Here is a 13,557-nt window from a genome sequence, read left to right on the forward strand (position 1 = left end):
GGAAAGGACGGTCGAAAAGCGGTGCCGCCCCTAGGCAAGGGACGGCACCGCTGATCGGAAAAGGCGGAACTCAGCCGAAGACGAACCAGAAGAACGTCGCCGTGGCTTTCTTCCCGGAGGCGTCGGCGACGGTGACCGTCACCTGCCTGCTGTCAGCGCGGGTCGGCGTCCCGGACACGACCCCGGAAGCCGGGTCGAGCGTCAGCCCGGGAGCGAGGGCGGTCGACGACCACCGGTACGGGCTGGCGCCGCCGGAGGCCTGCAGCGGCAGGTTCACCGCCTTGCCGGTCCAGCTGGTCTGGTTGCCGGGGTTGGCCAGCGTCAGGTCCGACGTCTGCCCGCCGGTGACGGTCAGCTGGTAGTGGGTCGTCTGCGTCGATTTCGCGCTCTTGCCGGAGATCGTGACGTCGTACGTCCCGGACGGGGTGGCCGCGCTCGTGGAGATCGTGAGCGTCGAGTGGCCGCCGAGGTCGACGCTCGCCGGGCTGAACGCCGCCGTCGCGCCCGAGGGCAGTCCGGCGGCGGTCAGGCTGATCGCGCCGGTCGGCGGCGGGTTGTCGCCGCCGGGCAGGTGCGCGGCGAGGTCCGAGGCGTAGGTGGAGACCCTGGCGTAGACGGCGTACCAGTCGCACGAGGTCGACATCCACGAGAACACTCCGACGACAGTGTTGCCGACGAGGTACGGGCCGCCGCTGTCGCCGACGCACGCGGCCGCGTGGTGGTCGGCGTACCCGGTGCACAGCATCGCCGGGGTCTTGTACTCCTCCTGGCCTTGTGGGTCGGTGAAGCGGCCTTTGCACGCGCTGTCGTCGGCGATCGGGACATCGGCCTGACGCAGCACGTTGCTGTAGGTGTTCGCGCCGGTTTTGCCCCAGCCGATGGAAATCCCCTTGGTGCCGGGGGCGTCGAGGCTCGGGTCGGTGTTGAGCTTCGGGTACGTCATCCCGGCGGGGACCGGCATGTCCTTGTCGAGCGTCACGATCGCGACGTCCGCGCCGACGCTCCAGTCCGTGTAGTCCGGATGCACCCACTGCGAGGCGATTTCCGCGGTGGTGCCGGTGTTCTGGGTCAGATCGTCATCTCCGTAGACGAACCATTTGCGGCCGGATTTCTCCAAGAGGCAGTGCGCGGCCAGCAGCACCGTGTGCGGTCCGAAGAGCGTGCCGGTGCAGGACTGCTGCCCGGGGAAAGCCGAACCTTCGCGCCGCATCGAGATGATGAACGGGTGGTCCGCCGTCGTGGTCGGAGTACCGCCGACGACGCTCGGCGACGAGGCGGGCGAGGCGGCGGTGACGGCGTTGGCGGTGACCGTCGTGCTCGCCGAACTGCCGGCCGCGACGCTGCCCGAGGAAGGCGAGGCGGACAGCGTGAAGTCCTGCGCCGGGGGCGGGGTGTCGCCGCCGGTCAGCTTTCCGGCCAGTGCGTCGGCCTTCGGGGAACCCCAGCCGGTGCACAGGTCGTAGCCGGTGCCAGCGTTGTAGGTGCCGTTGCCGCCCGAGGTGACGTCGTGGAACGTCGAGGCGTAGTCGGCCGAGCCGGCGATTTTGTAGATGCTCGGGTTGAGCTGGCCGAGCCGGGACTTGCCGCCGCTGAGGGATTTCTGGTTCAGCATCGCCGCGTAGCCCGCCCACAGCGGGGAAGACAGGCTGGTGCCGCCGACGTCGAGCCAGCTGCCGTTCAGGTACACCGACAGCGCGCCGGCGCCGTAGTCGGCGACCATCGAGACGTCGGGAACCGAGCGGTATTTGTTCGTGCCGGGCTGCCAATCCGGCCGGTTGTAGATCTGCGAATACCCGCCCCCGGACCGGGTATTGCCGCTGCTGCCCTGGTTCCAGCACGATTCCGACTGCCAGGTGCCCGCGCTGTCGGACGTCCGCAGCTGGGTGCCGCCGACGCCGGTGAACAACGGGTCGCTCGCCGGGTAGTCGGCCTGGATGGTCTTGTTGTCGCCCTGGTAGCCGCAGCCGGTGGCGCCCCAGTCGCCGGACGCCGAGAACATCGAGACGCCCTGCGCGGCGAGCTGCGTGTAGGAATCGTGCGAAGCCGCGATCGGGCTGGATTCGCAGATCTCGCCGTTGAGCCACGATCCGGACAGGATCGTGATCTTGTTGTCCGAGGCGATCTGCGCCATTTCGTGCACCCACGCCTGGTCGGAGTTCGGCGCGGAATAGACGACCTGCTTGGCCTTCGGGGCGGTCGCCGCGACGGCCTGGACGTCGAGGGTGACCTCCATCTGGTCGTTGCCCGGAGCGGAGACCCCGCCGTCCACCTTGACGACTTCCGGCGTCACGGCGGGTTGCTTGAAGTACTGCGTCCAGGCATCGATGTCCGACTGCTTGAACGTGTCGAACTCGATCAGCCCGACCGTTTCGCCCGAACCGTCGTAGCTTCCGGAGACGCCGGTCATGCTGTAGGCGGTGCGCAGCTGCGCCGGGGTGTAGCCACCGCCCGGTCCGGACGGGCCAGCCGGTGCGCTGGCCCGGTGCGCGGCGCGCCGGTTCGTCAGGCCGGTGACTCCGCGGACGACCGCAGCGATGTCCGACGGGACCGCGGTGGCCTTGGTAGCGTTGAAAAACCGCTCGCCCGATGCTGAACGGAAGCCGGAAAGCGAGGTGCCGAAAGCGGTTTCCACTTCGCCCGGGGAGCCGGACGCGGTGACGACCTGCCGGTTGCCGGTGACGTCGTCGATGCGCAATCCCTTGCCGGTCAAGTACTTCCGCACCTGCTCGACCGCGCCGGCGGTGGGGCCGAACCGTTCGGTGTACTCCGCGGCGCTCAGATAATGGTGGTACACCGGCGAATTCGGGTCAGCAGTGTCGGCGACGTACCGCTCGGCTCCCGCTGCGTCTCGGGGTTTGAGCGCGACGGAGACGGTGACTTGGCCGGGCAGGGCGGAGCTGTCCGCGGTGGCGCCCGCGGGGACAGCGGGGGCGGCGTTCAGCGGGACCATCGGCTGTGCCGCCGAGGCTGTTGGCGGGGAAAGTGCCGCTGTCGTCAGAAAAGCGGCTACGAGGAGAGCTGGACTTCGCATGTGCTGCTCCGGAGAGGTGAGGAGGAATACAGCACTGCGCACCGTAAGAACTGTGTTCCCGCCTCGGCCACGAAAAGTGGAAACCACGCCCCGGCGCCCGGGTTTCCCCTGCTCAGCGGGTCGTGTTCACAGAATTGCTACCAGCTCCAGTCGACGCCGATGATGCCAGCGCGAACCTCCCGCGCCGCCAGGGTCACCGCGCCGCTTCCGGTCGCGTGCAGTTCTTCCACCTTTCGGCGGGGCGCGGCGAGATCGCGTTGTTCGAAACGGCGGATGCTTTCCGGAACCCGGGAACCGAATTGCACGCGGCACGTGTACAGGGGAGCGGGCCGGGTGAGCCTGCGGTGGTATCCCTGCACCGGACGGCCGCTGGGAAACACCAATTCGTATTCCGCCGCGGCCACTTCTCCGGCGCGCAGCACGCGGTCGAAGATCAATTCGGCGACCAGCAGCCCGCTGACCGCGTCGACCCGGACCCGGCCCGCCCGGCAGCAGTGCCCGGCGGCGAATCGCGGAGGCTGCCGCGCGCGGTCTTCGGTCTGGTAGTAGGTCGCCATCCGGACGACCCCGTCGACGGCGGCCTCGGCCACCACGCGGACCCTGAGCAGGCGTTCCTGGCATTCGTCGTCCACGACCAGCTCGTCGTGCACCGACCACAGCCGCACCTGGTCCTCCGGCGGCAGTTCGAACTCCAGCGAGGCCGGCCGCACCGACGGCCACAACCGGCGCCGTTCGAGCAGGGGAGCCCGCCGCGCGCGGGAGCACTGCCGGTCTTGCGGTCCGAGCAGCGAGGTGAGGCTGCCCGCGCCCAGCCCGAGCACCCGCTCGAGTTCGACGACCGCGTGCAGCGACGCCTCGCGGCCGGGCAAGGACCGCCCGCTTCGCCAGTACGCCAATGCGCTGCGCGACACCGTCACCCCTCGGGCGGCCAGATGTTCGCGCAGCCGGTCCAAGGTCAGCCCGGCGCCGCTGATCGCGGCGTCCAGTGCGCTGGCGAACGACTGCACGCCGTCCACTGTGGCGCGCGGCGACCCGGCGGACCAGCGTCGTTCGTCGGATCCCGCGAGCGAAGAGCGGACTTTCGTGGGTTCCGGAACCGCCGTCCGCTGATCATGCTGGAACCGTGACTCGGCCTTCCGCGGGCTCGTTCGCGGTCACGCTGGACACCGCGATCGAGGAATCCGGGCTGTCGCTCGATCGGCTCCAGCACCACCTCGCCGCGCGCGGGGTCCGGCTCTCGCGCTCGGCGCTGTCCTACTGGCGCCGCGGCCGGTCGCAACCGGAACGCGAGACGTCGATCGCCGCCGTCGCGCAGCTGGAGTCCGTGCTGAGCCTCGAACCGGGGACGCTGACGTCGAGGCTCGGCCCGAAAGCGCCGCGCGGGCGCTGGCTCGGCGAACCCGCGTGCCGGATCGAACGCCGCCGGTTGTGGCCGCAGCTGCGGGCGTTCGCCGACGAGCTGAAACCGCCGCCGGACGGGCAGCTGTCGTTCTGGTCGATCCACGACCGGATGCTGCTCGACGAGCACGGCAGCGAGCGCGCGCTGCAGGTCCGGATGGTCGCCGAGGCCGCCGTCGACGGCGTGGACCGCCTGATGACCTACTACCAGGCCGATTCGTTCCTGCCCGCCGATCCGGTCTACCGCTACGTGCGCTCGGCGCGGGCCGGCCGGGTCTGCGTCGACCGGGAAACCGGCATGGTCGCGGGCGAACTGCGGCTGGAGCGGACGCTGGCGCTGGGCGAGGTGACGATCGTGGAGTACGAGATCCGGTTCCCGCCCGGTTCGGCGATCGACCACTACCACCGCCGGTTCACCAGGCCGGTCCCGGAGTACGTCTGCCAGGTGAGCTTCGGCGCGCGGGTCCCGCGCCGCGTCCGGTCCTTCGAACAGCGCGGGCTCGGCGGCCCCGAACATCCCGGCAGCCCGCTGTCCGCCGGGGCCACGCACACCGCGACGCTGGCGCTGCGCGACGTCCGTCCCGGCATCTACGGCACGGGCTGGGAATGGTGACGTCAATTCTGTGAACAACCGGTGTCGACCAGGCAAGACTTTCCCCGGCAGGCCAGTTGTCCACAAAGGTCTGGTTCGGAGTCGATCAGCGACTTACCGTCACGGCGCAATCACTCCCCGAACACCGAAAGGCCTCCCCATGCGCCGACCCTCCCGTGCCATTCTGACCCTCGCCGCCGTCGCGGCCTTCGCCGTCAGCGGAACGGCCACCGCGACCGCGACCACCACCGCGGCGGCTGCGCATCCGACGTCGATGGCCGCTCACTACGGCACCGCGCCGGCCTCCTCGACGGCGGGCACCATCGGCGACATCTACCCGTCGAAGTGGCGCAACGTGCCCCAGGATTCCGTCGTCGACGACTGGAACATGTACAACCGCGAGTGCGTTTCGTGGGCGGCCTTCAACATCGCCCGCCACGGCGAAAGCGCGAACAACTACGGCGACGCGAAGTACTGGGACGACAACGCCCGCAACAACGGCTACCGCGTCGACAACACCCCGACCGCGGGCTCGATCGCCCAGACCGACAACGGCACCTACGGCCACGTCGCCATCGTCGACAGCGTGCACGGCGGGACCGTCACCGTCGAGGACTACAACTGGACCGGCGACGGGCACTATCTCGTCCACGACGTCAACGCCTCGTCGTTCCGCTACATCCACTTCTACAACTGATCCCGGAATTCGACAGGCATTCGTTCAGCCGGAAATCCCTCCTGGCGACGACCACGGCGGCGGTCGCGGTCGCGCTGGTGCCGGGGGTGGCCGTGGCGGCTCTGCCGAGCGTCACGGCCACCGCGAAGTACCTGATCGCCGAGAACTCCCGGCAGGGCAGCATTTTCCAGGACCTGTTGGTCAAGACCACATCATCGTCTCTGGGATGTCTTGCACACCAACAAATCCGCAGTCGCGAAGGGGAGCACCTTCCACCCGGGCACCGCTCACGTCGGGGCGGTGGCAAAGGCGGCGACCGCGGCGACCCCAGCAGCGCAGGGAAGCCGGTACGCCGACGACTTCCTAACGCTCCGGTACAGACGCGGCCGTGTCCTCGGATGCCGTCCGAGCCGGAATCGCGTCGGCGAGCCCGTGCTCGCCGAGCCGTTCCGCAGCGAAGTCGAGAAGGGCGGAGGCGCGCGGAGTGAGCTTCATGTCCGCGGGCCAGATCCCCACTACGTGGGAAACCGTGACCGGGGGGGCGAGAGGCCGGATGACGACCGGTCGTCCCTCGATGCTCATGGGGAGCGCGTGGGGCCGGGACATGAGCAGCCCGTAGCCGAGTCCGCGGCCCACCAGGGCCTCGACGAGGCCGATCTGGGAGACCCTGGCTTCGATCTTGGGCTCCAGGCCGCGCGCGGTGAACGCGTCCGCCACATTGCGGACGCCCGGTGTCGCGTCGTACTGGATGTAAGGCTCGTCGGCGAGATCCGCCAGGTCCACTGTTTCGGCTGCCGCGAGCGGATGCCCGGGAGGCAGGTGCGCCTCGAGTTCTGTCGCGTAGATCCTGCGGCGGCGGCATCCGGTCGGCAGCGACACGTCGTACACGAGGGCCACATCGAGACGCCCTGCGTCGAGATCGGAGAGCAGCTCTTCGTTGGTGCCCACCGTGATCCCGATGCTCACGCCGGGATGCCGCTTGGGGAAGCCCTCGAGAAGCTCCGGCACCACGTTCGCGGCGAAGCTCGAGTAGCAGCCGAGCCGCACCGGACCCCTCAGCTCCTGTTCGCGCCCGGCGCTCAGGACGAGTTCGTGCGTGTCGGCCACGATCTGACGAGCCCGTCTGGCGAAATCCTGACCGGTCGGAGTGAGCGTGAGCCCTCTGGCCTTGCGCCGCACGCACAGCTGCTCGCCGACGGCGCTCTCGAGACTCGACACGGCCTGCGACAGCGCGGACTCCGAGATGTGCAGGTGCGCCGCGGCCGCGCTGAGCGTGGGGAAGTTCGGCAGTGCCGCGAACAGTTCGAGTTGCCGCAGGCTCACCTCGGAGATGGCTGCCCTTCCCCTTCTTCAGTTCAACCGAATTACATCCTCACATTACCACGATTTACACGCAGAGGAAGTCCTCGCATCATAAGAGGAACAGCTTCCCGATCCCTCCGAATGGAGGGCTGGCAAGGACTTTGGGGACAACGGTGTGCTCCTCCACGGCCGCAGGCGACTCCGTCTCGCCACGGCGCCGCAGGCTCCGGTGCGAGCCGCGGGTGCCGCGCAAGCCAGTCAAGGAGAGGCGAAGTCAGGCAAGGAGAAGCAGTGGCAAGTGATGACACCCGAATCGCGATCATCGGCGGAGGGATGGGCGGGCTGACCGCCGCGATCGCGCTGCGGAAGATCGCCGGAGTCCGGGCCACCGTGTTCGAGCAGGCGGGCAAGCTGGGCGAAGTGGGCGCGGGGGTCACGGTCGCGCCGAACGCCGCGCGCGTTCTCGAGAGACTCGGCGTGCTCGATCGGATCAGGCGGATCGGAGCGGTCCCGGACGGGCACGGCGTCTACTTGAACGCCATGGGCGGTCTGGTGACCGACGCGGCATGGGAGGACTCGGCCAAGCAGCACCAGAACATCGGCATGTACCGCCCGGACCTGATCGACGCCTTGGCACAGGAGATCGATCCGGCGACCATTCGTCTCGGCCACCGGCTGGTTTCGGCGGAGACATTGGACTCCGGCGTTCGCGTCGAGTTCGAGAACGGCGCGGACGACGTGTTCGATGCCGTGATCGGAGCGGACGGCATCCATTCGGCGGTGCGGGGAGCCGTCGGCCAGTTCCCCGAGCCGGTCTACTCCGGGTACATCGTCTATCGCGGAGTGGTCGACGCGTCCCTCCTGCCTGGCGACTGGCCCATGATCAGCCAGGTGTGGATGGGCAACCGGAGGCACTTCATGTGCTATCCGCTGCAACAGCGGAAGCTGTTCAACTTCGTCGCCGGCATCCCGAGCGACCGGCCGCTTGACGGGGCCTGGTCCGGCCCGGCAGAGGCCGGCGAACTCGCCGCCGAGTTCGCGGGCGCGGACTGGGACCCGAAACTCCAGGAGTTCATCGGGTGCATCGAGCACACCTTCTGGTGGGGCCTCTTCGATCACGAACCTCTCGCCAACTGGTCCCGAGGGCCGATCACCTTGCTCGGCGACGCGGCGCACACGATGCTGCCGCACCAGGGGCAGGGGGTGAACCAGGCGATCGAGGACAGCATGGCGCTCGCCACGTTCCTCGCGGCAGCCGACAGCGTCGGCGACATTCCCGAGGCGTTCCGGCGCTACACCTCGGTCCGCATGCAACGCACGGCGATCCTGCAGAACGGCTCCCGCCGGGCCGGTGCCATGTTCGACGCGCAGTACGAGTTCGCGGACCTCGAGAAGCGCGACGCCGACCTCCGGGTCGGGCGCGACTTCCGGCGCAGCGCGGTATTCGACTACGACGCACAGAAGGTGGCCGAACAGGCGCTCAACCGATTTCAGGGGGTTCCGGTCGCATGACCTCGATCAGCATCATCGGCAGCGGAAAGATGAGCGGGGCGATCGCGGAGGTCGCGACGCGGGCCGGCGCGGGCGTCCAGATCATCAAGCGCAGTGCGGAAAGCAGGTCCGCGGCGCGTCCTGGCCCCGGCTACGGCGTCATGGGCGACAAGCTCACCGGCGACCTGGTCGTGCTCGCCGTTCCCTACGGGGCGTACCCGGGCATCGTCGAGCACTATCGGGACCAGCTCCGCGAAAAGGTCGTCATCGACATCAGCAACCCCATCGATTTCTCCACCTACGACCGGTTGCTCTCGCCCGCTGATTCGTCCACCGCGGCCGAACTCGTGAAGCTGCTGCCCGCGGGCACGGCCGTCGTCAAGGCGTTCAACGTCAATCTCGGAGACACGCTCGTCAGCGGCACGAACGGCACGACGCGCACGACCGTCCTGTTCGCCGGCGACTACGCCGAGGCGAAGATGGCCGTCGCGGCGTTCATCGAGGCGGCGGGAATGCGTGCGGTCGACGTCGGCCCCCTCACCCGCGCAAGGGAACTCGAGGCGATGGGATTCCTCCAGATTGTGGTGGCGGCGCTCGGCAAGACGCGGTACGAGTCGGGCTTCGCGCTGCTGGAGTGACCGGCATCGATTGCCTCCGCGTGATTCGGTGAACGGGGTTCGGCCGACCTGGCGGGGTCAGTGCCGGCAGGTCGGCCGCCCCGTCGCGAGGCGCGGGGGTGCAGGGGCTGTGCGGGGCGAAAATGGCGAGTTCCATCGCGAACGGGGTGTGGTCAGACCGTGCCGTTCTCGTTGAGGTCGTAGCCGCGCGCTCAGCCGAGTTCCTGAGCGAGCCCGACGACGATGTTCTCCGGCCCCCGCACGTAACACAGCAGGTAGATGTTCTCGTATTGCACGATCTCGCCGACCAGTTCGGCTCCGTGCTTCCGCAAGCGGGCGACAGTGTCCTCGAGGTCGTCGACCGCGAACATCATCCGGCGAATGCCCAGCGTGTTCGCCGGGGCTTTCCCCGGCTCCGGGGCGATCGCCTTCGGCTGGTGGAATTTCGCCAGTTCGATCCGGCCGGGACCGTCCGGGACGCGCAGCATGGCGATGTCCTGCCGGACGTCCTCCAGTCCGATCACCTGTTCCGCGCCGCGCCAGTCGAGCGGGCCCTTGTTTTCCAGTTCCAGCCCCAGTTCGACGAAGAACGCGATGACCGCGTCGAGATCCTCGACCACGATGAGGACGTTGTCCATCCGCTTGACCGTCATGCGCCACACCTTAGCCCCGCGCGCGGCCGCCTCCGAAATCTTAGCGGTGCTATTCTTAGTGCAAAGTTATTCACGGGGGTGCCGGATGGCGAAGCGGACCGAACCGGACGAGGTCGACGAGATGCTCGCGCAGTGGCGCGCCGAGGCGCCGGACGTCGACACGTCGCCGCTGGCGGTGTTCGGGCGGTTGCACCGTTCTTTCGACCGCTATCAGCGGCAGCTGACGCGCGTGTTCGCCCGGCACGGGATCACCGTCGCGGACTTCGGGATCCTCGCCGCGCTCCGGCGGGGCGGCGCGCCGTATCGCCGCACGGCCGGGGACCTCGCCGACACCAACCTCCTCACCACCGGCGGCATCACGCAGCGGGTCGACAAACTGGTGCAGGCCGGGCTCGTCCGCCGCGAACGCGACGAGGACGACCGGCGGGTCGTGTTCATCGGCCTCACCGAGGAAGGGCTCGCGGCCACGGACAAGGTGGTGCACGAGCATTTTCCCAACGAAAACCGCATGCTGGCCGGGTTGACCGCGGCGGAACGGGCGCAGCTGGCGAAACTGCTGGGGAAACTGGAACGGTCGCTGGACCAGGCCGAGTTCGGCGGCTGAGCGAGCGCGTTGACCGGGCGTCAATTCTCCTCGTTCCGCGGAGGCGCGTTTTTCGGGCGGCGCGGATAGCACGCGAGAATGAGCCGTTCCAGGTCTGCGGTGGGGATATTCCACTCGCGACGGGCGCGGAGGGCGAGGCGGAAGACGGCCAGCCGCGCGAGATTGAGCAGCACGATCGCCGCGAGCACGGTCCAGGCGTAAGCGGGCATCACGATTCCCTGGACTCGTCGGCGCGCCGATCGGGGTCGGCCGGAAAACCTCTCATGGGCTTACTGGACCGGGTCCGGTTCCGAATGTGACGCGGGTTCGGGGAAGTAATTCGGCGAACCCGCGTCATGGCCCTCTCGACGGCCAGTCCTCCGGGCATCACGACCCGAGGAGGCTGGCGTGCCCGCCAACCAGAGTGACGCCGAGTTGATCGCCGACGTGCGCGCGGGAACGGTCAGCGCGTACGGCATCCTTTACGAACGGCATTGCGAGGCGGCCCGCAACCTGGCCCGTCAGCTCGCCAAGTCCAAGGCGGAAGCCGACGACCTGGTCTCCGAGGCGTTCGCGAAGGTGCTGGACACGCTTCGCGCGGGCAAGGGGCCTGACGCGGCCTTCCGTCCGTACCTGCTGACCGCGCTGCGGCACGTGGCCTACGACGTGACCCGGAGACATCGAGGGATCCAGCTCGCCGAAGACCTGTCCGAACCGATCGGGAAGGTCGCGGAGGCGGTGTCCGTGCCGTTCACGGACACCGTCGTCGCCGGACTTGAGCGGACGCTTGCGGCGAAGGCGTTCGCGCGGCTGCCGGAACGCTGGCAGGCGGTGCTCTGGTTCACCGAGATCGAGCAGCAGAGCCCCGCCGAGGTCGCGCCCCTGCTCGGGCTGACCCCGAACGGCGTTTCGGCGCTCGCCTACCGGGCTCGCGAAGGGCTCCGGCAAGCCTTCCTGCAGGTTCACCTGTCGGAGAACTCTGGTGAAGGCTGCCGGGCGACGGTCGAGCAGCTGGGTGCGTGGACGCGCGGCGGGCTGTCCAAACGGGAACAGGCCAAGGTCGAGAGGCACCTGGACGAATGCGAGAACTGCCGCGTGCTCGCCGCGGAACTCCAGGACGTCAACAGCGGACTGCGCGCGATCGTCGCCCCGATCGTTTTGGGCGGTGCGGCAGCCGGTTACCTGGCAGCCGTCAGCATGAAGGCAGGAGCGGCTACCGCTGCCACGGCAGCTGCGGGAGCCGCGGGTGCGGGTGTCGTAGCGGGCAAGGCAGGCGGGGCCGCGGGCATGGCCGCGGCGGGTCCTCGGCAGTTCGTCGGCGTCGCCGCGTCCGGGACTGCCTTAGCCGCGGCGGTCGCCATCGCCCTCGCCGCAGGCAGCGCACAGCAAATCCCGACAGCCGCACCGCCGATTCCCGCCGCCCGGCCCGAAGCCGACGGTGCGTCCGACGTCGGCGGCCGCTTCGCCGAGGACGGCATCCGCATCCACACAGAACCCAGCTCAACCAGCGCGACAAAGGGCCTCGCCTACCGTAGCCACCCGGTAATCGTGCACTGTCTGGCACCGAAAACCGGCGGCTACGCGTACTTCTCTTTGACCGACAAAGCCACCGGAATCACCGGCTACGTCGCCGAACCCTACGTTGCGCCGGACAGCAAAGTCAGGACTTGCTGACGGCTCCGGCCCACGGGATCGGCTCGTCCGCCAGGCTCAAATACAGGCTCTTCTGCCGCTGGTAACTCCGGATCGCGGTGCGCCCCTTGTCCGTCCCGAGCCCGCTTTCCTTGGTGCCGCTGAACGGCGTCGAAATGCTGAACTGCTTGTAGGTGTTGATCCACACCGTCCCCGCCTCGACGCGGCGTGCCAGGCGGAGCGCGCGGCGGTAGTCGGCGGTCCAGATGCCGCAAGCCAAACCGTAGACGGTCGAGTTCGCCTGAGATACCAGGTCGTCCTCGTTGTCATACGGCAGCAGGACGCCTACTGGGCCGAAGATCTCCTCCTGACATGTCTTAGCGTCCGGGGCGAGGCCGTCCAGCAGGGTCGGCAAGTAGTAAGCACCGCGCGACAGGTGTTCGTCAGAAGGGATTTCGCCGCCGCAGCGGACCACCGCGCCTTCTTCACGGGCGCGGTCGACCATCGCGGCCACCTTGTCGCGGTGGGCGAAGGTCGCCAGCGGTCCGACCTGGGTAGCCGGATCGACTCCCGGGCCGAGCCGGAGGGCCGAAGCGGCGGCGACCAGGCGGGCAGACCATTCGGCATAGTGCTTGCGCGGCAGGAAGATCCGCGACCCGGCGATGCAGCTCTGTCCGGTCGACGAGAAGATTCCGTGCAGGATTCCGGCGACAGTCTCGTCGACGTCGGCGTCCTCGCAGACGATCGTCGGGGATTTGCCGCCCAGTTCCATGGTGACCGGGATGATCCGGTCCGCGGCGATGCGGCCCAGCACGCGTCCGGTGGCGGTGCCGCCGGTGAAGGCGAGCTTGCCGACCAGCGGGTGGCGGGCGATCGCGTCGCCGACGACCGCGCCGGGGCCGGGCAGGACGGACAGCAGCGCGGGCGGGACGCCGGCGTCGTGCACGAGGCGGGCCAGCGCCAGCGAAACCAGGGGAGTGGCTTCGGCCGGTTTGAGCAGGACGGCGTTTCCGGCGGCCAGTGCGGGGGCGATTTTCTGGGCGTCGCTGGCGATCGGCGAGTTCCACGGCGTGATCGCGCCGATGACGCCGATCGGTTCGTGCACGCTCATCGTCAGGTGTGCGCCGCGGCTCGGCGGGAGTTCGCCTTCGAGGGTTTCGAGCGCGGCTGCGTAATATCGGAAGGTGCCGGCCGCGCTCGCGACGAGCGCACGGGTTTCGCCGAGTGCCTTGCCGGTGTTGCGGGTTTGCAGCAGGGCCAGTTGCTCCGCGCGGTCCTCGATCGCGTGGGCGACGCGGGCGAGCAGCCGGGCGCGCTGGTGCGGCAGCAGGTCTCGCCACGCCGGATCGGCGGCAGTTGCGGCGCCGGCGCGGGCTGCGGCGTCGACCTGGGCGGAGTCGGCGGCGTGGATGGAGGCGACCGCCGAACCGTCGGCGGGATCCACGCACGCGGACGCGGGACCGCCGCCGCGCTGCCAGTCGCCGCCGACCGGAATTTCGTCGGGCGGGACGGGGAAGGGCTGCATGGCGACGTCCTTTCGGCGCGGATGACGGGGGTGCGACCGAGGAAACCTTAGACCTAA

The 13,557-nt window shown here is 69.0% G+C and carries 11 protein-coding genes and 1 pseudogene; 6 read left to right on the plus strand and 6 right to left on the minus strand.

The genetic code is table 11. From position 1 onward, the window contains the following. Positions 1-70: 70 nt before the first annotated feature. Together ACWGIC_RS22105 and ACWGIC_RS22110 are read right to left on the minus strand one after the other, a co-directional pair. A complete protein-coding gene (locus ACWGIC_RS22105) occupies positions 71-2,950 on the minus strand; it encodes a trypsin-like serine protease (RefSeq protein ID WP_452077837.1) in 2,880 nt (959 codons plus the stop codon). Positions 2,951-3,168: 218 nt separating this feature from the next. Further along, positions 3,169-4,038, minus strand: coding sequence for an XRE family transcriptional regulator (locus tag ACWGIC_RS22110; protein ID WP_452077838.1), 870 nt, complete (start codon positions 4,036-4,038; stop codon positions 3,169-3,171). A 116-nt stretch (positions 4,039-4,154) separates the two neighbouring features. Between ACWGIC_RS22110 and ACWGIC_RS22115 the strand changes: the two genes are divergently transcribed. Both ACWGIC_RS22115 and ACWGIC_RS22120 read left to right on the plus strand, forming a co-directional pair. Beyond that, positions 4,155-5,042: an XRE family transcriptional regulator gene (locus ACWGIC_RS22115; protein ID WP_452077839.1), complete on the plus strand. Its 888-nt coding sequence runs from the start codon at positions 4,155-4,157 to the stop codon at positions 5,040-5,042. Between the two features lie 139 nt (positions 5,043-5,181). Further along, complete coding sequence (locus ACWGIC_RS22120) at positions 5,182-5,718, plus strand: CHAP domain-containing protein (RefSeq protein WP_452077840.1); 537 nt, start codon at positions 5,182-5,184, stop codon at positions 5,716-5,718. A gap of 342 nt (positions 5,719-6,060) precedes the next feature. Here the strand turns inward: ACWGIC_RS22120 and ACWGIC_RS22125 are convergent, their stop codons facing one another. Beyond that, positions 6,061-7,020 (minus strand): LysR family transcriptional regulator, encoded by a 960-nt coding sequence (locus ACWGIC_RS22125; protein WP_452077841.1) that lies wholly within the window; start codon positions 7,018-7,020, stop codon positions 6,061-6,063. A gap of 270 nt (positions 7,021-7,290) precedes the next feature. On the opposite strand from ACWGIC_RS22125, the gene ACWGIC_RS22130 reads away from it, so the two are divergent. After that, positions 7,291-8,511 (plus strand): FAD-dependent monooxygenase, encoded by a 1,221-nt coding sequence (locus ACWGIC_RS22130; protein WP_452077842.1) that lies wholly within the window; start codon positions 7,291-7,293, stop codon positions 8,509-8,511. Beyond that, on the plus strand, positions 8,508-9,128 hold the full coding sequence (locus ACWGIC_RS22135; protein WP_452077843.1) for an NADPH-dependent F420 reductase: 621 nt from the start codon (positions 8,508-8,510) through the stop codon (positions 9,126-9,128). The genes ACWGIC_RS22130 and ACWGIC_RS22135 overlap by 4 nt, the downstream gene beginning before the upstream one ends. 191 nt (positions 9,129-9,319) lie before the next feature. Here ACWGIC_RS22135 and ACWGIC_RS22140 read toward each other — a convergent pair whose 3' ends face one another. Continuing rightward, positions 9,320-9,760: a VOC family protein gene (locus tag ACWGIC_RS22140; RefSeq protein ID WP_452077844.1), complete on the minus strand. Its 441-nt coding sequence runs from the start codon at positions 9,758-9,760 to the stop codon at positions 9,320-9,322. A gap of 85 nt (positions 9,761-9,845) precedes the next feature. On the opposite strand from ACWGIC_RS22140, the gene ACWGIC_RS22145 reads away from it, so the two are divergent. Continuing rightward, complete coding sequence (locus tag ACWGIC_RS22145; RefSeq protein WP_452077845.1) at positions 9,846-10,364, plus strand: MarR family winged helix-turn-helix transcriptional regulator; 519 nt, start codon at positions 9,846-9,848, stop codon at positions 10,362-10,364. Positions 10,365-10,384: 20 nt separating this feature from the next. Here the strand turns inward: ACWGIC_RS22145 and ACWGIC_RS22150 are convergent, their stop codons facing one another. Further along, positions 10,385-10,573, minus strand: a complete 189-nt coding sequence (locus ACWGIC_RS22150; RefSeq protein ID WP_452077846.1) for a hypothetical protein — start codon at positions 10,571-10,573, stop codon at positions 10,385-10,387. 178 nt (positions 10,574-10,751) lie between these two features. Here ACWGIC_RS22150 and ACWGIC_RS22155 point away from each other — a divergent pair. Then, positions 10,752-11,871 (plus strand): annotated as a pseudogene (locus tag ACWGIC_RS22155) (sigma-70 family RNA polymerase sigma factor); the annotation flags it as partial. A 132-nt stretch (positions 11,872-12,003) separates the two neighbouring features. Here ACWGIC_RS22155 and ACWGIC_RS22160 read toward each other — a convergent pair. Continuing rightward, positions 12,004-13,500, minus strand: a complete 1,497-nt coding sequence (locus tag ACWGIC_RS22160; RefSeq protein ID WP_452077847.1) for an aldehyde dehydrogenase family protein — start codon at positions 13,498-13,500, stop codon at positions 12,004-12,006. Between the last annotated feature and the right edge of the window lie 57 nt (positions 13,501-13,557).

Source organism: Amycolatopsis sp. NPDC054798 (assembly GCF_053611505.1).